We start from the raw sequence: 18394 nt of genomic DNA, 5'->3' as shown, positions 1-18394 counted from the left end.
CCGGACCGGATCCGGCCAAGTGCCAGAGGCAAAGGCCGTCTCAGCGGAACTCGTGGACGAGCCGGATCTCTCCCACGATGTGGGAATTGAAGTCGTCGAGCTCTTCGGCGGGAACCCACAATTCGAGGATCGTCCGTCCGCCGGCCTGCTGGACGGGATACCGGTGCAGGAATTCCGACTCGACCTCGAACCGCGTGACGAAGCCGGCGCCGTCGTGCTTCACGTTCCAGTCCCGCGCGATCCTGATCGCGTAGTCCTCGTTGAGCACCGGGTAGAAGATGGGCTGTTCGGGGAGACGGGGCGGCCAGGCACGCCAGTTCAGCTCCCGGACCAGATCCAGCTCCTTGGGGCCGACCGGGCGCCAGAGGGTCGTCGTCGCGTGTCGGCTGGTCATGAGCGCTGCTCTCCGAACGTGGGAAGCCGCCGAAACGGCTGGTCAGGAGATCGAACGATAGCGGCTCGGCCCGCCCGGCGGCCACGCGGTTTCCCGTCCACGGGCGGTCCGCCCATGGGCCCCGCGGACCCTCGCGCGACAGCTCACAAGTGAATCCCTGAATCCCCAGTGAATCGCTGAAACGCGGTCCGTCGTATTTCTGCGGGACAACGGAAAGGATCGTTGACGCGGCGAGAGCGCGGTGCCAACGTGCACGCACCAGTCCTCCCGGCCGGCCGGGACCCGGGGTGGCGTCGACCGGACGCCACCCGCTGAACGGCGCAATCGAGGCGTACGGAGGACTTGTCGCCATGCCAACAGCCAGTGGAGACCCGACAACGGGGACGGCCGACTTCTCGGCGGCGCCCTTGGCCGACGCAGCCGTCCCCGACGAGTGGGACAACGGCCAGGACGCGATCTCGGGTCAGAACAGCACCGAAGCGAGCGGAGAAGAGCAGCAACCGACGGCCGGGGAAGCGACGACGAACGCCGTACCCGGTGCCCCCGCCCCCGTCCACCGACCCACCCGCGGCCGTTACCGCGGCAACAGCGGCGGCTACGAACTCGACCTGCGCGTGGACGTCGACAGCGTGCCCGGTGGACCGAAGGTCCTGAGGAAGGCCAGCGGCGACTTCTTCAGCACGGGCGGCGGTACGAAGGCCTACTTCGGCTCGTTCGTCGTGGACGCGCCCACCGTGTCGTGGACCGCGACCAGGGTCGTCATCACGGGAGTCGCCGACTACACCTGGGAGACCGCCCACGTGGTCGTGCGGATCACGATCCCACGCAGCAGGATCAACCAGCGTCCCGGCGCCGCGACCGTCGAATTCCTGCGCCCGCCCAGCCAGTTGGGCGCCACCTACGTCTGCCCGTACGTCTCCCCGTACTTCCGAACCGTCGAGTGGGAGCAGGACTCCGTGACCGGGGCCGTGCCCTTCCTCTCCTACGACACGGCATCGCTGCCGCAGCCCGCGAACAGCCCGGCCCGTATCCTCACCGTGCCCCGGGCCTACGCCGAGGCCGGCATCGAACTGCTCGTCTCCGGCACCGCGAACGTCATCGCCAACAGCCAGAACGGCTGGACCAACACCGAGCTGCACGGCGCGATGGAGACCAACTTCAGCCTGTGGAGCAACGCCCCGCAATGGAAACTGTGGCTCCTGGTCGCCAGCAGCTACGAAGGCATGGCGGGCGTGCGCGGCATCATGTTCGACGCCGCCGACGCCTTCCAACGACAGGGCTGCGCGGTCTTCTACGACCTCATCCAGGGCGGCGACCCCGAGACACAGCGGTCCATGCTGCGCACATACGTCCACGAACTCGGCCACTCCTTCAACCTGTTGCACTCCTGGCAGAAGAACCTGGCCAAGCCCCCGGCACCGCTCGGCGGCAACAACGGCTTCGCCGACCTGTCCTGGATGAACTACCCGCAGAACTACCAGCCGTTGAACGGGAACGGCGGAGCGGCCGCCTACTGGGGCGCCTTCCCCTTCCAGTTCACCGACAACGAGCAGAACCATCTGCGGCACGGCTTCTACCGGAACGTCATCATGGGTGCCAACGCCTTCGGCGCGGGCGCCGCCGACATCGAACCCGAACTCTTCGACGAGCCCCTCACCGACGAGTCCGGACTTCGGCTGGATCTGCGCGCGGACAAGAACGCCTTCTCCTTCGGCGAACCCGTCGTCGTGGAGCTGAAGTTGGAGACGACCGACCTGCGCGGCCGCTCCACCCACAACCACCTCCACCCCGACGACGAACTCGTCAACGTCGCCATCCGCCAGCCCTCCGGCCGCACCGTGCTCTACCGGCCGCTGCTGCGCCGCTGCGTCGACCAGGACCAGACCGTCCGCCTGGACGCGAGCCGGCCCGCGATCTACAGCAGCGCCTACATCGGCTACGGCCGTGACGGGCACTACTTCCAGCAGCCGGGCACCTACCAGCTGCGCGCCGCCTATCTGGCCTCCGACGGTTCCCGGATCGTCTCGCCGGTGCTGCGGCTCAACGTCAGGCACCCCGTCAGCCAGACCGACAACCAGCTCGCCGAGCTGATGATGGGCGAGGAACAGGGCAAGATCCTCGCCCTGCGCGGCTCCGACTCACCGTCGCTGCGGTCCGGCAACGACGCGCTCCAGGAGATCATCGATCAGCACGGCACACACCCGTTCGCGGTGTACGCGCGCCTCGCCAAGGGGCTCAACTTCGAGCACGAGTACAAGAGCCTGAGCCCGGACAAGTCCGAGCTGACCGTACGGCCCCCGGACCCCAAGTCGGGCATCGAGCAGCTCACCCAGGTCGTCAAGGTCTCCGAACAGGGCAACGGCGTCGACAACCTGACACTCAACCTGGCCACGCGCCGCCTCGCCCGCGCCTACGCCCGCCAGGGCGACCTCGAAGAGGCCAACTCCACGCTCGACCGGCTGATGCGACACTTCGACACCCCGGCGTTCAAGCCGTACGTCGTGGACGCCGTACGCGACCAGGTCGACACCACGAAGGCACGACTCACCGCCGAGTTCGGCGACTGACCGCGGCCTGCGTCCAGGAGGGCACTCACGGGCGACCCCTCTGCCCGTGAGCGTCCTCCAACGGGGTCGGCCAAGGCGCCGGAGGGAGCTGTCCAGTGCTCGACCTCGTCCTGTACGGGCCCGGCGGCCCCCAGCCTCTCGGCCGCCCCGCCCCTGTCCGGGCGGAGATCCGCAACACGGGTTCCCGCGACCTCTGGATCGCCGGAGTGCTCGACGGCTCCGAGAACGGACTGCGATGGCCGCGCTATCTGCCGACCGTGACGTGTGCCGAGGACGGCGGCGTCGTCGCGCGGCCCGCCCCGGCCGAGGATCCCCTCGTCGGCCCACTCCGGCCGGGTGACCTGCGCCGACTGGCCCCCGGCGAGTCCTTCGACCCGGCCACCGGCCCCGGCTGTCTGCCGCTCATGACGTTCGCCCACTTCGTCCCCCAGCGTCCTGGCCGCTTCCGCTACGCCCTCTCGCTCAGCACCGAAGCCGCCCGGCCCGAGGAGTGGCTGGGCGGCTTCGGCCTGCCGGACGACAGCGAGCGGGAGGCGCTTCTGGCGCTTGTCGCGCGGGTGCCCCGTACGACGGTCACGGCCGCTCCACTGGATGTGGACTTCCGCTGAGGAGCGGGAGGTACGGGAGGAGCGGAAGGACGAGGAGTCACAGCAGGAAGAGCAGGTGGACGGCGACCAGGACGTCCACCACCCCGCACCACTCGGCGAACGACCGGGCGACGACCTTGTCGAGCCTGAGGTGGACGAAGTCCCAGACGCCGTGGAGGAACCAGCCGGCGGCCACGAGGTAGCGGCCGAGGTCCGGATCGACCGCGAGTCCGACCAGCGCGAGCGCACCGAACGCGAACGCTCCCGCCGCCTGGACGCCGAAGGACGCCCGTCCGTGCGGCGTTCCGCGTACGGCACCCCAGACCAGGACCGCCAGCGCGATGGCCACGAGTGCGACGGGCTGCGAGACCACGTCCTGCGCCCGGAGGGCGACCATGACGGCCACACCGGCGCCGAGCACGTGCCAGGTCACGCGGGGCTTCCCGATCTGATGGATGATCACGTACAGCAGCGGCAGCAGAGGCAGGGCATCCCCGAACGTGCCGACGGTGTCGGCGAGTTCACCCGAACCGCCCGCCGTCGTCAGGATCACGAGCGCGACGGCCAGGGCTGTCGGCCAGCGCCGCTTCAGCATCTCGACGGGGCGTCGTCCGTTCGAAGCCGGGCGGTCGGATGCCGGGTCGGATGCCTTGCCGGATGTCGGTGCGGATGTCAGGGCGTCGGTGGTCGCTTGCGGAACCGTGGTGGTGTGCGTGGCAGTCATGGCAACTCCAGAGCATGAGGCGGTAGTTGTACGGGCGGGGAATCGGTCAGCAGCCGTACTCGTTCCGGCGGCGGACCATGACGAGGAACATCAGCGGGAGCATCACGAGGTGTTCCAGGGCGATCATCGAGTCGCCGGCGATGACGTCGAGCCAGAGCAGCGGGAACAGGGCGAGCGCGGGCACGAACATCGCCCCGCACATCTCCAGCGTGCTCGCCCAGCCGTGGCCGCGCCCGCGCATCCAGACGGCCATGCCGACGGACGTGTCGAACGCCATCTCCAGGGAGGCCAGTTCGGGCTGTCGGCTCGCGGACAGCTCGGTTCCGGCGAGTGCCAGGACACCTCGTGTCACCGCTCCGAGGACCAACATTCCGACGACCATCGCGGCCACCATCTCCAGGTAGTGGCGGGCGAAGCGCCGCTTGCCACCCTGCCGCTCGGCCGGCGTCCGTCCGGAGTCGACCGGTACGGCGCCCTGGGTGTGCTGCGTCTGCTGCCGCTTGGGCCGGGTCTGCATGACGGGCTCCTTCTGCACGGGCCGTGCGGGGCTGTACGGGGCTCTGGCTCCGTACCGGGTGGGTGTCTGCGATGGCTCCAGACTGCTCCGGGGCGAGGACCGCGCGTAGTGCCGAAACCCCATGCGGGCGCGTGGAGTTGTCACGTCCGCGGATGACATCTGTCATGCCGGGACCGGCCGCACGCCGACCGCGCCCGATCGGCCGGCTTCGGGGACAATGGCCGGATGGGGGACGGGGCGAACGACCGTGGTGCGGGGCTGACGAGCTTCCGGCGCCATACGTGGCTGACCGTGCCGGGCATGGCCGCGTGTGTGCAGCTCCTCTTCGTCGGGGAGTGGCTCCTCGACGAGGACGTCGAGCCGTGGGCCCGGGGCCCGGCCGCCGTCGCTCTGGTGGTCGCGGTCGTGGCGAGCGTGGTGCTGCTCGGCCGGCGGCTCGCCCTGCTGCCGGTGGCCGGGACGCGCCCCGGCATGCTGCCCATGGGGTGGCTGATCGCCGCGTGCGCGGCAGGTGCGGTGCTCGCGGTGTGTCCGCTGGCCGTGCGGAACTACGGGTTGTGGGCGGTAGCGCCCGCCATGGTGGTGGCGATCGTCGCGACCTACCTCGCGCCGGGCGGCAGACGGCCGCTCATCGCCTGTGCCGTGGTCCTCGCGTCGCTGCCCGGCGGTGTCGTCAGCCTGGTCGCCGGAGACGGGGAACTGCTCTACGCCGCGCTGTTCCCGCCCGGGCTGGTCGCGTTCACCGCCTGGGTGATGCTCGGGCCCCTGTGGGCCTGGGACACGGCGCGGCGGCTGGACGAGGCCCGGCGGCTGGAGGCGGAGATCGCGGTCAAGGACGAGCGCCTGCGGTTCGCCGCCGACCTGCACGACATCCAGGGCCATCATCTCCAAGTGATCGCGCTGAAAAGCGAGTTGGCGGCGCGGCTCGTCGAGGTGGACCCCGGCCGTGCCGCCGCGGAGATGAAGGAGGTGCGGAGGCTGGCCGCCGACGCCCTCGGCGACACCCGGGCCGTGGTGCAGGGCTACCGCCGTACGAGCCTGGACGACGAGATCACCAACGCGACCCGGGTGCTGGCCGCGGCCGAGATCGACGCCCGGATGACCGTCGAGCCCGCCACGGCCGTCACCGAACTCGCCGAGCCGGCCCGCCATCTCCTGGGCCTCGTGATGCGGGAGACCACCACCAACGTGCTCCGGCACAGCAGCGCACGGCACGCCGAGGTCGACTGCCGCGTCACCGGCGGTCTCGCCCGACTGCGGGTGAGCAACGACGGCGCCGACGAGCACCCACCGGCCACCAACGGCACCGGACTGGGCACACTCAGGGAGCGATTGCGGGCGGCAGGCGGCGAGTTGACCTGGGACCGCGACGGCGAGCACTTCGTGGTCGAGGCCACGCTGCCGGTAAAGCAGAAGAAGCAGACGAAGCCAACAGAGGCGACGAAGGCAACGAAGGCGATGAAGGCAACGAAGGCGATGAAGGCGATGAAGGCGATGAAGGCGACCAACGCCGGGAACGGAGCGGCGCGTTGATCCGACTGCTGATCGCCGACGACGAGGACCTCCTCAGGGGCGCGCTGGCCGCGCTCCTCGGACTGGAGCAGGACCTCGTCGTGGTCGCCGAGGCGTCCACGTCCACCGACGCGGTACGGCTGGCACGCGAGTACCGCCCCGACATCGCGGTCCTCGACCTGGAGATGCCGCCCACCGACGGGCTGCGCGCCGCCGAGGAGATCCGGGCCGAACTCCCCACCCAGATCGTCCTGGTCACCCGGCACGCCCGCCCCGCCGTGCTGCGCCGCGCGCTGGCCGCCGGCATCCGCGGCTTCGTACCCAAGACCACCGCCGCGGCCAGACTGGCGGAGATCATCCGCGATGTCGCCGCCGGCCGCCGGTACGTCGATCCCGACATCGCGGCTTCCGCCCTGACCGAGGACGACTGCCCCCTCACCGACCGCGAACTGGAGGTCCTGCGTGCCGCCCGCACCGGGGCGTCGGTCGCCGAGATCGCCGCGGCCGTCCACCTGGCCCCGGGCACGGTCCGCAACTACCTCTCCGCCGCCATGTCCAAACTGGGAGCGTCCACGCGTCACGCCGCCGCGCATCACGCGTGGGAACAGGGCTGGATCTGACACCCGGCGACTTCACGGAGCACCGGATCCGCCCGGTCACCGCCGCACTGTCGAACGCCCCGAAGCCTCCACCAAGGACACCGTGAACGGATGCGTCGGCGCTGAGAGCACGTCCTCGGCCAGGCCCTGCTCAACCACCTCCCCGGCATCCAACACCGCGATCCTGGAAGCGAGTCGGGCGGTGTCCAGGTCGTGTGTGATCAGTACGAGGGACAGGTCGCCGCGGTCCCGCAGCAACCCGGCGAGCAGGTCAAGGATGCTCCGGCGGGTGACCGTGTCGAGCCCTGAGGTGATCTCGTCGCACACCAGCACCCGAGGCCGGGCGAGCAGGGCCCGGGCCAGCGCGGCCCGTTGGAGTTCGCCACCGGAGAGCCGGGCTGATGATCGGGCCGCCAACTCGTCCGCCAGACCAAGGCTGTTGAGCACCTCCGCCGCCTCTGCCCGCGCCTCCCGAGGGGGCAAGCCACGCAACCGAACCGCCGTACGGGCCACTTGGTCGAGAACCGGCCGATGCTCGTCGAAGGAGGCGCGCGCGTCCTGGAACACGTACTGCACGGCGGCCAGTTGAGCTCGCCCACGGTCGCGCAGACTGGGCGCCAGCGCGACTCCGTCGAGCAGCACCTCTCCCTCGTATGTGCGATGGAGTCCGGCGATACAGCGGGCGAGCGTCGTCTTTCCGCTGCCCGAGCGGCCGAGGACGGCGAGGCACTCGCCGGAGCGGACGGTGAGTTCGGGGGCGTGCAGTACCTCGACACCGCCGCGGTGCCGGGCGCGCAGGCCTCGGACCCTGAGCACACTGTCCGTGCTCTGCGTGGCCGGTGCGGAGTGCGTCAACACAGTCTGTTCCGCGAGGAGTTCACGCGTCCACGGATGCGAGGGCGCGAGCCACACCCGTTCCGTCGGCCCGGACTCCACGACTCGGCCGTCCCGCATGACCAGTACCTCGTCGGCGAGCGCGCGTACGGTCTCCAGGTCGTGGCTGAGCAGGACGATGCCGATACCTCGCGCGGCGACCGCCGCCAGCTCGTCGACCACGCGTCGCTTCGTCAGCGCGTCCTGCCCGGTGGTGGGCTCGTCCGCGACGACGACCCTCGCACCGAGAAGCAAAGCCTGAGCGAGGACGACACGCTGCTGCTGCCCACCCGAGAGCTGATGCGGAAAGCGCCTCAACAGCCGCAATCCATCCGGCAGTTGTGTCATCTCCAAGGCGTTCAGGACATGCTCCCGCGCCGCGCCCCGGCGGGCACGGCGAGGCAGTTCGCGCACGCGGCCCCGCGCGATGTCGTACAGCAGCGCACCCACCCGCCGCGCGGGATTGAGCACCGCCGCCGGATGCTGCGGGACGTATCCCACCAGGGCCTCGTCCACTCGTACGGAGCCGGTCACCCGTACGGAGCCGGTCACGCGCGCGCCCGACGGGAACTCGCCGAGCAGCGCACGCCCTGTCGTCGTCTTCCCGCTGCCGGAGGCACCCACCAGCGCGGTCACCCTCCCGGGCAGCACCCGCAGGCTCACCCCGTCGACGATCCGCCGCCCGCCGACCTCCACGGTCAGCTCCTCGATCTCCGCGACCACGGTCGACTCGCTCACGGACGCGGCTCCTTCACCAGATCACGTACACGGATGTCACGACGAACCCCGTCCCGTCGAGTCCCCAGCAGCGCGTCGAAGAGCAGATTGCACCCCATCGTCAGCGTCACGATCAGCAGCGCAGGGACCACCACGGCCCACGGCTGCACGAACAGACCCGTACGGTTGCGGTCCACCATCACCGCCCAGTCGGCCGCGTCCGGGGCCACCCCGATGCCCAGGAAGGCGGCCGTGGCCACCAGATAGAGGACACCTGTCAGCCGTACGCCCGCGTCGGCGGCGAGCGGTCGCAGGATCGACCGGCCGACATGACCGACGGCGATGCGCCACCACGACTCGCCCTGCATCCGCAGCGCCTCCACCGCCGGACGCGAGGCCACATCGGCCGCCGCGGCGCGCACGATGCGCGCCGCGTCCGGGATGTTGACGAGCGCGACCAGCAGGGCGAGACCCGCCGCCCCGGGCGAGAACACGGACGCGACCAGCAGGATCATCAGCAGCGACGGCACGGCGAGGAGCACGTCAAGCGGCCGCATCAGCACCTCCTCCAACCAGGTCCGGTGGGTGAGCGCACTGATCAGCCCGACCGGCAGCGCCACCAGATACGCCAGCGTCGTCGCCGCGAGCGCCACGACCACCACGGGCCGGCCGCCGAACAGCACCTGCCGCCACACGTCACGCCCCACGAAGTCCGTGCCGAGCCAGCGCCCGTCGCCGAGCGTGAACGAGGTTGCCCGCGGCCCGGGTTCACCCGCGAACAGCGGCCCGAACAGGGCGAGGACGAGCGGTACGCACACGAGGGCGGCCCCGAGCGCGAAGCGCCCCGACGGCAGCCACTTCGTCCGCCACCCCGACGGCAGCCACCTCGACCGCCCCCTCACGCGGCCACCTCCGCCCGAGGCGAGAACCGGTGGGCGACGAGATCGGCCCCCAGGTTCAGCACCACGGTGATCACCCCGAAGACCACCGCCAGCCCCTGCACCACCGGCACATCCCGCTCCGCGACGGCGTTCATCAGCACGGTCCCCAGCCCGGGAATCACGAACAACGCCTCCACGACGATCACGCCGCACAACAACCAGTCGACAGTGCGGGCGAGTTGCTGCGCTGCGGGTGCCATCGCGTTCGGCAGCGCGTGCGCGTACCGCACCCGGGCGCCCGGGATCCCGTACCGGCGGGCCTGCGCGACGTACGGCGAGGCAAGCGCGTCGACCATCCCGGCGCGCACCAGCCGGGACAGCGAGCAGACCGGCCGGGACAACAGGACGAGCACGGGCAGCACGAGCGCGGCCGGATGCCCGAGCAGATCCGTGCCGTAGCCGACCGCCGTCGGCGGCAGCCAGTCGAGCCGCAGAGCGAAGACCGTCACCAACAGCACCCCGAACGCGAACTCCGGTACGGCGTACACCCCGAGCGTCACCGAACTGACCAGCCGGTCCACGAACCGCCCCTCGTACCGAGCGGCCAGCACCCCGAGCCCGACCCCGACCGGCACCAGCAGCGCGACCGTGAGACCGGCGAGGAGCAGAGTGGGACCGAAGGCGTCGGAGATGTACGAGGAGACGGGCCGCCCGGACGTCAGAGAGGTCCCGAAGTCCGCGTGCAGCAGGCCCGTTGCCCAGTCTGCGAGCCGCTCGTACGCGGGCCGGTCCAGGTCCAGCGCCTCGCGGATGGCGGCGATCCGCGCCGGATCCGGCTGGTCCCCGGCGAGGGCCACCGCCGCGTCGCCCGGCAGCGCCTCGGTGAGCGCGAAGACCAGCACCACCACGGCCACGGTCTGCGCGCCACCGAGCATCAGCCGCCGGGCGGCCCACGAGCCCAGTCCGTTCACGCCAGCCAGACCTTGTCGAACCGCGCCCAGTCGAGCGTGTTCGCGGGTGCCTTCCGCTCAACTCCCTTGACCGTACGGCCCGTTCCGATGATCCAGTCGGCGAACCCCCACACCAGGAAACCGCCCTCGGCGTACAACCTGCGCTGCATCCGCCCGAACACGGCGGCGCGGTCCTTCTCGTCCTTCGTGGACTGCGCCTGCTGGTAGAGCGCGTCGAAGTCCTTGTGGTGCCACTTGGTGGCGTTGGTGGTGGAGTCGGTGAGCAGCCGCTGCGAGATGTGCGACTCGATGGGCATGGCCCCCGAGCGGTAGCAGCACAGGGTTCCGGAGTCGAGGATGTCCGCCCAGTACGAGTCCTTGCTGCCCATCTTCACGTCGACCGTGACACCGGCCTTGGCGGCCTGGTCGCGGAAGATGCCGGCCGCCTCGGTGAACCCGGCCGCGACCGCCGAGGTGTCCAGCGTGACCTTGAGCTTTTCCGCGCCGGCCTTCTTGAGGAGGGAACGGGCCCGGTCGAGGTCCTGCTCGCGCTGCGGCAGACCGTCCGCGTAGTACTCGTACCCCTTGCCGAACAGGTCGTTGCCGACCACGCCGGCCCCGGACAGCGCGCCGTCGATCAGCTCCTGGCGGTCGGCGATCAGGAAGAACGCCTCCCGGACCCGCTTGTCGTCGAACGGGGCCCGGTCCGTCTTCATCGCGAAGGCCTGCATGGCGCTGTTCCGCAACCGTACGATCTCGATCTGGCCCTTGCCCTCATGGGCCCGCGCGGTCGTCGGGTTGAGCTCATGGGCGTACTCGACCTGCCCGCCGAGCAGCGCGTTGACCCGCGCGGACTCCTCGTTGGCGACGACGAACTCCACCTCGTCGAGGTGCGGGGCGCCGTCCCAGTAGGCGTCGTTGCGCCGGAAGACCGCCGAGCGGCCCGGCGCGAACGACACGAAGCGGAACGGCCCGGAGCCGACCGGCTTCTTGTCGAAGTCGGCGTCCGACGTGCCGTCGGGCACGATGTACGCGCCGAACGCGGCCAGGACGTTGGGGAATTCGGCGGTCGGCCGCTTGAGGACGAACTCCACGGTCCGCTCGTCGACCGCCCGGCTCGCCTTGAGGTCGATCGGTTCGAGGGAGGCCTTCGCGCGGAACGCCTTCTCCGGATCGGCGATACGGCGGTAGCTGAACAGAACGTCCTCGGCGGTGACGGGCTTCCCGTTGTGGAAGTCGGCCTTGCGCAGGGTGACCTTCCAGCGGTCCAGGCCCGCGTTCGGCTCCCAGCCGGAGGCCAGGCGCGGCTGGGCGGAGAGGTCGTCGCCGTAGTCGGCGAGCTTGTCGAAGAGCGCCTTGGCGCGGGCCACGTCGGCGAACAGGTTGGCCAGGTGCGGATCGAGCGTCTCGCTGGCACCGCCGCCCGCGAACGCGGCCCGCAGCCGCCCGCCGCGCCGGGGCTTCCCGTTGTTCCCGCCTCCCGCGCCCGCACCCGAGTCGTTGTCCGAGCCGCCGCCGCAGCCGACGAGGGCGAGGGCGCCCACGCCCGAGGCGGCGGCGAGGAAGCCTCTGCGACGGAGGCCGGGGTATTCCTGCATGACGATGTCCTTGCTGTGTGAGGTGGATGAAGCGGATGGGGCAGGGATGCGGGGTGGGGTCACGCGTCGAGCCGGGCCACCACGTGCAGCCGGTCGGCGTCGGCCGCCGTCCCGGGCAGGTCGCCCTCCTGCCACGGCGGTTCGGTACGCGGCCCCGGACCGTCGTGCAGCGCGAGCACGGTGAAGCCGTGCGAGGTCAGGAAGTGGCGCAGCTCCAGCGGGAGGAGCAGCCGCCAGGCCGACCGCTGTTCGACGGGAGCCGAGCTGTCGTCGGCGGTCCATACGCGGGTACGCCGCAGGAGTTGCGCGGTGCGGTCGACGTACAGCGTGGTCGTCGACCGGTACGAAGTCCCCTGCCAGTCGAAGGCGTTGACCTTCGGCGTGTTCAACAGGTCTTTGCGGCCGAGGAAATAGGCGCCGTTGCGCATCTCCGCGACGAGCAGCCCGCCGGGTGACAGGCTCCGGCGGCAGGAGGCGAGGAAGCCGTCGAGGTCGTCGTTGGTGTGGCAGTACAGCAGCGAACTGTCCAGACAGACCACGGCGTCGAAGACTCCGAGAGAGAAGTCCCGCAGATCGGCGCGCACATACTCCGGGCCGGGGTGCCGGTCGCGGGCGTACGCCAGCATCGCCTCGGAGAGGTCGGCCCCGACGACCGTCCGCCCGGACGCGTGCAGTTGGGCGGCGTCGCGGCCGGTGCCGCAGCCCAGGTCGAGGACCTTTGGACCGGCCGCGTACCGCCGCAGGCAGTCCTCGGCCCACCGCCCGGCCAGTCGCTCGGGATCGGGGAACCGGGCCTCGTACAGCTCCGGGTTGTCGGTCAGGAGATTGCCGCTCGTCATACCGTCGCCCCCACGGGCACCGGACGCTCGGGCAGCGCCCTGAGGCGACGCAGCCAGGTGATCCCGCCCGCCGACACCAGCCCGAAGACCAGGCAGCAGGCCCACGGCAGCCAGGAGGCTCCTCGCTCGTCACCGGTGTCCATGGCCCAGCCCACGACCGTGTTGCCCACGGCCGCCGCGATCCCGGACACCATGTAGAAGATCCCGAAGTACGTGCCGGTCAGCTCCGACCGCCCGAAGCCGGGGATCAGCTCCATCACGAAGGGCTGGGCGACCATGACGCCGATGTAGAGGAACAGCACGCCGACGAGGACGGGTACGGCGTGCCACACCTCGGGCGAGGCCCCCGACACCAGCATCGGCGGCAGAAAGGCGAGGCCCATGAGGGCGAGGCCGACACCGATGGCCTGATGGCCTCGGTCCTTCAGAGCCCTGGTCAGGCGCATCTGCAGGGCGAGATTGGCGAGCGTGCCCACCAGGAAGACGAGCCCGGCCGCGCCGTCCCAGCCCGTGGCCCGACGGGCGCCGTCGGGGAGCAGCAGATACAGCTGGTTCTCCAGGGTGAACATGCCGACCATGGCGAGCGAGAAGGCCAGGAACGCGCGGTTGCCCACCACCTCACGCCAGTCCGCGAGCACACCGCCCGTGCTCTTCGGCACCGCCCGCGCCGGCAGGACCAGCGCCTGCGCCACGGTCAGTACCGCGAAGATCCCGGCGGCCGTGAGAGCGGAGGCCCGGAAGTCGAAAAGCAGCAGCACACTGCCGAGCAGCGGCCCGATCAGCGCGCCGGTGGTCGCGAAGACATTGAACAGCGCGAACGCCTCCGCCTTGCGCTCACCCGCCTCCTGCGAGAGATAGGCCCGCACGGCAGGGTTGAACAGTGCCCCCGCGAGCCCGCTCAGCACGGACGCGGCGAGCAGCACGGCAAGTCCGTCCCCGAGCGCGAACAGCGCGAAGCCGACCGTACGCACCGCGCACCCGGCGATGATCACGCCGCGTGCCCCGAGCCGGTCCGCGGCCGATCCGCCGATGAGGAACAGACCCTGCTGGCTCAGGTTGCGCACCCCGAGCACGATCCCGACGACGGCCGCCGACATGCCCAGGTCCTCGCCCAGATGCGTGGCCAGATAGGGGATGAGCAGATAGAAGCCGGTGTTGACGCCGAGCTGGTTGACCAGGAGCAGCCGGATGGCGGGCGAGAAGCCACGTATCTCATGCAGCGTCTTCACGGCCCACCCGCCTCTCCCGTACGCCGAGCCCGGGCAGGTCACTCGCCCGTACGACGCCGTCGGCCCCCCCGATCCCGGACCACGGGTCGTCGGCGAGCAGCAGATGCCCGTCGAGGTCGGCCCAGCGGGCACGGTCGGCGAGATGCACGGCGGGTGCAAGGCCGAGCGTGCTGGCGGTGAGACAGCCGAGCATCAGCTCGGTACCGCTGCCGTCGATCAACTCGGCGATCCGCAGCGCCGCGAGCGGGCCGCCGCACTTGGCGAGTTTGACGTTCACGCCGTGCACCCGGCCCACGAGACGACGTACGTCCTCGTACGAGACGGCGTCCTCGTCCGCGATCAAGGGCAGCGGTGAATGTTCGGCCAGCCGCGCCAGCGCCTCCGGATCGCCGGGTGCGAGGGGCTGTTCGACGGCCTCGACTCCCAACTCGGCGTAACGGGGGAGCAGTTGCAGGGCCTGGGTGCTCGTCCAGGCGCCGTTGGGGTCGAGGAGCAGCCGGGCCTGGGGCGCGGTTGCGGCTATGGCTCGTATGCGGTCGAGGTCGTCCTCGGGGTCCGGGGTGCCCGCCTTGACCTTGATGACGGTGAAGCCGCTGTCCGCGAGCGAGCGGGCCTGTGCGGCGGCGCGCTCGGCGGGGACGATCCCGATCGTGCGGGCGGTCCGGGCGCTCGGAGTGCTCCGCGCGCCGAGCAGCAGGTGCACTGGGACGCCGGACCGCTTGCCGCACAGGTCGAGCAGCGCGGCCTCGACGGCCGCGGTCACCGCCGGCGGCCGGTCGCCCGCGGGCCGCTCGCGCAGCGCGCTCTCGGGGTCGCCGAAGCGGCCCAGATCCAGACCGGCCTCGTACAACTGCCGCTCCAGCTCTGCGGTGTCGAGACCGTAGTAGACGCTGGTGACGGCCTCGCCGTGGCCGGTCAGGCCCTCGTGCTCGACCGCCAGCCAGACGGCGTCGCGGGCGGCCATCGTCGAACGGGATATGCGCAGCGGCTCGGCGAGCGCGAGCCGCACGGTGCGCAGGGTGGCCTTCACGGGCTCCCTTCCAAGGGGATGTGCAGGGGGTCGGTGACCGTGGCGCAGCGGACCCAGCCGGTGGCCTCGACGGCACGCGGATGCGGGATCTCGACGGGCCTGGTGGCGGCGCCGGCCGGGTCGAGGCCGTGCGCGGCCGTGAAGTCGTCGTCGTAGACCGTGCTGAGATAGCGGTGCGGCCCGTCGGGAAAGACGGTCGCGACCACGGCCCCGGGATGGACGCGGGCGGCCCATGCCGAGACGAGTGCGACCGCTCCGGTACTCCACCCGCCGCTGACGAAGCTGCCGCGAGCGAGGCGTCGACAGGCGTCTGCCGACTCGGCCGGACCGACCCAGTGCACCTCGTCGAACGCCTCGTACGCCACATTGCGCGGATGGATGCTGCTCCCCAGGCCGCGCATCAGGCGGGGTCTGGCGGGCTGGCCGAAGATCGTGGAGCCGGTGGCGTCCACACCGATCAGACGCAGCCCCGGCCAGTGTCTGCGCAAGGGCCCCACCACCCCGGCACTGTGACCGCCCGTGCCGACACTGCACACCAGGACGTCCAAGTGGTCCAGCTGGGTGGCGAGTTCGGCGGCGAGCGAGGCGTACCCGGCGATGTTGTCGGGGTTGTTGTACTGGTCGGGCCAGTACGCGTCCGGCAGCACCGCGAGCAGCTCCCGCAGCCGGGCCAGCCGCGCCGCCTGCCAGCCGCCCACGGCCGCCGGACGGTCGACGAGTTCCAGACTGACTCCGTACGTGCGCAGCAACTGCCGCATGGACGGCTCCAGTTCGGTGTCGCCGACCAGCACGATGGGATGCCCGAGAGCCTGTCCTGCGAAGGCAAGACCGATCCCGAGCGTCCCAGAGGTGGACTCCACCACCGGTGCGCCGGGCCGCAGTTCACCCCGCTCGCGGGCGCCGAGCAGCATCGAGACGGCGGCCCGCGCCTTCATCCCACCGGCGCCGAGCCCTTCGAGCTTGGCCCAGAAACCGGGCTGGGGGCACGGCAGATCGGTGGTCACCCGGGCCAGCGGGGTGCGGCCGAGGAGCGCGAGGAGATCGGGGTTGGCGGTGAGGGGACGCAGCGCGGCCGTCGTCACAGCGCGGCCTCCGTAGAGCCGTCGCGATGTCCGGACGGGCGACCGGACTCGTGGCCATGCCCATGCCCATGCGCATGTTCTTGCCGGTGCACGTGTCCGTGTCCGTAGCGGTGGATGACACCAGGACCGCCGTCAAGCCAGAAGAACGGGTACGGCTCCGCGCACACCGCGCTCACTCCGGCGCCGAGGAGACGCGGCAGCACGGCACTTCCCGTCTGCGCGAACATCACCAACTGCTTGTCGGCGCGCAGGGCGTGCTCCCGCAACGGCTCGAAGGACCCGTTGCCGAGCGTCATACCGGACGCCAACACGGCATCACAGCGGTCGAGTTCGGCGAGGGCGTCCGTCACGATCGGCTCGCCCCACTCCGTCCGGCCACCCTTGAGGTCGCACGGTATGTATGGGATTCCACGTGAACGGAGTGCCTCCAGAAGGGAGTTGACGACGCCGACGACGAGTACGGTCTGTCCCGGCCGGACGTCCAGCAGCTCGACGACGGCCTTCGCCCGTGCGCGGGACTTCTCCAGGGAGCTCCCGGCGGGCAGTGGGTGGGGGAGTGCCCCGTTCTCGGGCGTGTGCGGAGCGACGTGCATCAGATACGCGTCGAGCGCCGCCACCCTGACCGGCGTCAGCGGATGCTCCAGCAGCCACGCCACATCCGCGCCGACACAGTCGTCCACCGCGCCTGCGGACAGCGCACCCGGTTCCACCGCGCACGAGCCGACGGCCCTGTCGAGGCGCAGGCTCAGCACCTCGTTGCGATATCCGCCGCGACGCCCGTCATGACGTACGACCTGACTGGTGGTGAACGCCACGGCGATGTGCAGAGTGCGGGGGTCCGGACCGAGCCGGCCGGCCAGGACACGGCTCACCAGGTCGTCGTACGAGGCCGGGGCTGCCCTTTTCTGGACGGCGGGAGCCGCTGCCCCCGCGCCGACCGCCCCGCTCATCGGGCGCTCACTCGCGGTCGCAGCCCGGACAGCAGCGACTCGACACGGGCACGTGCCCCGAGCCCTTCCGCGTCACCCGCCATCACATGGCCGAGGTACTCGTTGTTGCTCCCCGCGGCCTTGACCACCCGCCCCGGCTCGGCGAGCTGGACCTCCAACACGCTCTGGGCGCCCCGCACTTGATCGCAGCCGTCGATCGACTCCAACGTCCCCGCGGTGTCCGGCACCAGGAAGCCGACAGCGGCGCTGCGCAGCCCGGTGTCGCTCCGGCGCAGGTCGGGGGTGCGGCCGAGAGCCACGTCGACGCAGGCCGCGGCCAGGTCGAGGCCGGTGACGTGCCGGATCAGCTCGGTGATGCGGTTTCCGGCCGGGCGGGGGTTGACCTCGACAAGGCGTGGACCGGCGGCGGTGAGCTTGATCTCGGTGTGGGCGACCACGGAGTCGAGGCCGAGCGCCTTGATCGCCTGCACCGCGGTGTCCTGGGCGGCCTCGGTGTCGGCCGGAGCGAGCGCGGCCGGGAACATATGGCCCGTCTCGATGAACGCGGGTGCTCCGCCGACGCTCTTGTCGGTCACGCCCACCACATGGGTCGTGCCGTCGAACGACACGGTCTCCACGCTGACCTCGGGCCCGTCGAGGAGTTCTTCGAGCAGGAGGACGGGTGCCCGGACCTGGCCGCGGGCGTTCACCGGGAAGTCCGCGATCGCCCGACAGGCGTCCGCCAGCTCGCGCTCGTCGTCCACGCGCCGCACGAACATGCCCGCGCACAGGTCGACCGGCTTGACCACCAGCGGAAAGCCGAGCTCCCGCGCGGCCTCCTCCGCCTCCGCCCGGTCGGCGCAGACGGCGAAACGCGGGCCGGGGACGCCGGCCTCGCCGAGAACGCGGCGGGTCGTGTCCTTGCGGCAGGCGTTCTCCACCGACTCCGGCGTGGGGCCGGGGAGCCCCAGCCGGGCGGCGACGCGGGCCACGGTCGGCAGGTAGTAGTCGCAGGACGTGACCACCCCGTCGAAGCCGAGGACCCCGTGCAGGCGCTCGATTTCCGGCAGCAGCGCGTCGACGTCGTTCGTGTCGGCGGTCAGTACATTTCGGGCCGCGAGCAGGGGGTGGGCCGTGCCCTCCGGGGCGGAGCGCAGGTAGTGGTGCAGATCGCGGGTGAGGAACGTGAACTCGTGCCCGCCCTCCCGGATCGCCCGTGGCAGCAGTCTGCTCATCGACCCGACCCAGCTCTCGACCACCAACAGATGAGCCACAACTCCCCTTTCGTGCATGCCGGTTGGGCTTCAGGGCACGCCGGCGGTGCCCCATGGCGGGGCGTGGACGGCGTGACCGACGCACACGCTAT

Annotated in this window: 17 protein-coding genes; 4 read left to right on the top strand and 13 right to left on the bottom strand. The window is 71.1% G+C overall.

Going from position 1 to position 18394, the window contains the following annotated elements; all coding sequences use genetic code 11:
* Window positions 1-40 precede the first annotated feature (40 nt).
* Window positions 41-394: a hypothetical protein gene (locus JEQ17_RS06000; RefSeq protein ID WP_200394226.1), complete on the bottom strand. Its 354-nt coding sequence runs from the start codon at window positions 392-394 to the stop codon at window positions 41-43.
* Between the two features lie 350 nt (window positions 395-744).
* On the opposite strand from JEQ17_RS06000, the gene JEQ17_RS05995 reads away from it, so the two are divergent.
* Both JEQ17_RS05995 and JEQ17_RS05990 read left to right on the top strand, forming a co-directional pair.
* The gene (locus tag JEQ17_RS05995) at window positions 745-2961 is read left to right on the top strand and encodes a zinc metalloprotease (protein ID WP_200394225.1); all 2217 of its coding nucleotides are present in this window, start codon (window positions 745-747) and stop codon (window positions 2959-2961) included.
* Between the two features lie 95 nt (window positions 2962-3056).
* On the top strand, window positions 3057-3569 hold the full coding sequence (locus tag JEQ17_RS05990) for a hypothetical protein (protein WP_200394224.1): 513 nt from the start codon (window positions 3057-3059) through the stop codon (window positions 3567-3569).
* A gap of 37 nt (window positions 3570-3606) precedes the next feature.
* Here the strand turns inward: JEQ17_RS05990 and JEQ17_RS05985 are convergent, their stop codons facing one another.
* Window positions 3607-4272, bottom strand: coding sequence for a hypothetical protein (locus JEQ17_RS05985; RefSeq protein ID WP_234048098.1), 666 nt, complete (start codon window positions 4270-4272; stop codon window positions 3607-3609).
* A gap of 46 nt (window positions 4273-4318) precedes the next feature.
* Window positions 4319-4789 carry a hypothetical protein gene (locus JEQ17_RS05980; RefSeq protein ID WP_200394223.1) on the bottom strand — a complete coding sequence of 157 codons (471 nt, stop codon included), beginning with the start codon at window positions 4787-4789 and terminating at the stop codon, window positions 4319-4321.
* Window positions 4790-5014: 225 nt separating this feature from the next.
* Here JEQ17_RS05980 and JEQ17_RS05975 point away from each other — a divergent pair, with 225 nt between their 5' ends.
* Together JEQ17_RS05975 and JEQ17_RS05970 are read left to right on the top strand one after the other, a co-directional pair.
* Window positions 5015-6322: a sensor histidine kinase gene (locus JEQ17_RS05975; protein ID WP_200394222.1), complete on the top strand. Its 1308-nt coding sequence runs from the start codon at window positions 5015-5017 to the stop codon at window positions 6320-6322.
* Window positions 6319-6921: a response regulator transcription factor gene (locus tag JEQ17_RS05970; RefSeq protein WP_200394221.1), complete on the top strand. Its 603-nt coding sequence runs from the start codon at window positions 6319-6321 to the stop codon at window positions 6919-6921. Before JEQ17_RS05975 ends, JEQ17_RS05970 begins: the two co-directional genes overlap by 4 nt.
* 36 nt (window positions 6922-6957) lie before the next feature.
* On the opposite strand, the gene JEQ17_RS05965 is transcribed toward JEQ17_RS05970, so the two are convergent.
* Genes JEQ17_RS05965 through JEQ17_RS05920 form a run of 10 tightly spaced genes read right to left on the bottom strand, consistent with a single transcriptional unit; the run spans window position 6958 to window position 18302 of the window.
* On the bottom strand, window positions 6958-8511 hold the full coding sequence (locus JEQ17_RS05965; RefSeq protein WP_234048097.1) for an ABC transporter ATP-binding protein: 1554 nt from the start codon (window positions 8509-8511) through the stop codon (window positions 6958-6960).
* Entirely contained in the window at window positions 8508-9392 is an 885-nt protein-coding gene (locus JEQ17_RS05960; RefSeq protein ID WP_407700037.1) for an ABC transporter permease, read from the bottom strand. The genes JEQ17_RS05965 and JEQ17_RS05960 overlap by 4 nt, the downstream gene beginning before the upstream one ends.
* Window positions 9389-10342 carry an ABC transporter permease gene (locus JEQ17_RS05955; protein ID WP_200394220.1) on the bottom strand — a complete coding sequence of 318 codons (954 nt, stop codon included), beginning with the start codon at window positions 10340-10342 and terminating at the stop codon, window positions 9389-9391. Before JEQ17_RS05955 ends, JEQ17_RS05960 begins: the two co-directional genes overlap by 4 nt.
* Entirely contained in the window at window positions 10339-11919 is a 1581-nt protein-coding gene (locus JEQ17_RS05950; RefSeq protein WP_200394219.1) for an ABC transporter substrate-binding protein, read from the bottom strand. Before JEQ17_RS05950 ends, JEQ17_RS05955 begins: the two co-directional genes overlap by 4 nt.
* 59 nt (window positions 11920-11978) lie before the next feature.
* Window positions 11979-12758: a class I SAM-dependent DNA methyltransferase gene (locus JEQ17_RS05945; protein WP_200394218.1), complete on the bottom strand. Its 780-nt coding sequence runs from the start codon at window positions 12756-12758 to the stop codon at window positions 11979-11981.
* The gene (locus tag JEQ17_RS05940) at window positions 12755-13987 is read right to left on the bottom strand and encodes an MFS transporter (protein WP_200394217.1); all 1233 of its coding nucleotides are present in this window, start codon (window positions 13985-13987) and stop codon (window positions 12755-12757) included. The genes JEQ17_RS05945 and JEQ17_RS05940 overlap by 4 nt, the downstream gene beginning before the upstream one ends.
* The gene (locus tag JEQ17_RS05935; protein WP_200394216.1) at window positions 13971-15017 is read right to left on the bottom strand and encodes a mandelate racemase/muconate lactonizing enzyme family protein; all 1047 of its coding nucleotides are present in this window, start codon (window positions 15015-15017) and stop codon (window positions 13971-13973) included. The genes JEQ17_RS05940 and JEQ17_RS05935 overlap by 17 nt, the downstream gene beginning before the upstream one ends.
* Entirely contained in the window at window positions 15014-16099 is a 1086-nt protein-coding gene (locus JEQ17_RS05930; protein ID WP_200394215.1) for a PLP-dependent cysteine synthase family protein, read from the bottom strand. Before JEQ17_RS05930 ends, JEQ17_RS05935 begins: the two co-directional genes overlap by 4 nt.
* Complete coding sequence (locus tag JEQ17_RS05925) at window positions 16096-17049, bottom strand: Rossmann-like domain-containing protein (RefSeq protein ID WP_200394214.1); 954 nt, start codon at window positions 17047-17049, stop codon at window positions 16096-16098. The genes JEQ17_RS05930 and JEQ17_RS05925 overlap by 4 nt, the downstream gene beginning before the upstream one ends.
* A complete protein-coding gene (locus JEQ17_RS05920) occupies window positions 17046-18302 on the bottom strand; it encodes an ATP-grasp domain-containing protein (protein WP_200394213.1) in 1257 nt (418 codons plus the stop codon). The genes JEQ17_RS05925 and JEQ17_RS05920 overlap by 4 nt, the downstream gene beginning before the upstream one ends.
* Window positions 18303-18394: the final 92 nt, after the last annotated feature.

Source organism: Streptomyces liliifuscus, from assembly GCF_016598615.1.
Taxonomy (GTDB): domain Bacteria; phylum Actinomycetota; class Actinomycetes; order Streptomycetales; family Streptomycetaceae; genus Streptomyces; species Streptomyces liliifuscus.
This window is presented reverse-complemented; position numbering and strand designations above follow the sequence as displayed.